Origin of the sequence: Sphingobacterium bovisgrunnientis, from assembly GCF_009829085.1 — a bacterium.
Taxonomy (GTDB): domain Bacteria; phylum Bacteroidota; class Bacteroidia; order Sphingobacteriales; family Sphingobacteriaceae; genus Sphingobacterium; species Sphingobacterium bovisgrunnientis.
Genome location: NZ_WUQY01000091.1, coordinates 1 through 872, shown reverse-complemented (window position 1 = coordinate 872; position 872 = coordinate 1). Strand labels below are relative to the sequence as shown.

At 51.6% G+C, this 872-nt stretch carries 1 protein-coding gene; it reads left to right on the top strand.

Features of this window, described 5'->3' with window-relative positions; genetic code table 11:
- A partial coding sequence (locus GOQ16_RS18460; protein WP_204987516.1) for a hypothetical protein occupies positions 1-180 on the top strand: 180 nt, incomplete at its 5' end.
- Positions 181-872: the final 692 nt, after the last annotated feature.

The following is an 872-nucleotide window of genomic DNA, read 5'->3' as shown; positions in this document are numbered from 1 at the left end:
AACAGAGGACGAACGTCCTCGTACCCACTTAGTATTCCGCATCCGAGAATTCGAGCATATCGTCATGGCCCAACTCCCGCAACGAGTATTGTGAACGGGGTGGAACACGACGAACGCTTTTTGGTTCACCTTCGATCGCAAGTATTAGTCGCGACGTTAGACGAAATAGGGTCATTTTAGGCAACACGATACCATCGCAATAGGTATGCAACACAGGGAACCGAGAGGGAGATGACAGAACGCGAGATTCAGCCATCCAATGAACAGGCATGAAGGGTACATTGTCGCTGCCCAAGCAGGGATCCAACATACCCAAACAGGCCAATCGCAACTCACGTGCTTTACGTACACAATGCCCAAGCAAAGCACACCACATGTCCGCTAACCCGAAGGTTCACAAACAAGTCACGAGCTAAGCCCAAGCATGTCCCGCTACGCACGATAATAGATTATCGAGAAACCATCCGAATTTTGTTGTGCAACTACGATCGCAATTTCGAGCGCCTGCTACATTGCCCAACACGCTGCACCCAGAGGGGTCTGCGCGCGTCGAACAATATTTTTTTTGGTACCCACGTTTCATTTATCCCTCAGCCAAAGTTCGATCGAGGTGTGTAGCCTGCATCGGCAAGGGCCTGGAGCGTGCCGCCGAAGTTTGCAGTGCAATGACGGTCACAGTTGCGAGCACCTACTACAATGCCTCGCACATATCGACGCGAGGCGACGAACGTGCTATTGGTCGGCAATGTTTCTTTCGATGCCCACTTCCTGGTCCTCCCATCGTGCAAACTGGCAATTGCTGGAGCCGAGTCGACGCAGGCCACAACCTTTTAGCTTCAGCCAGAATATCGAGTAAGATTGTTCTCATCGCG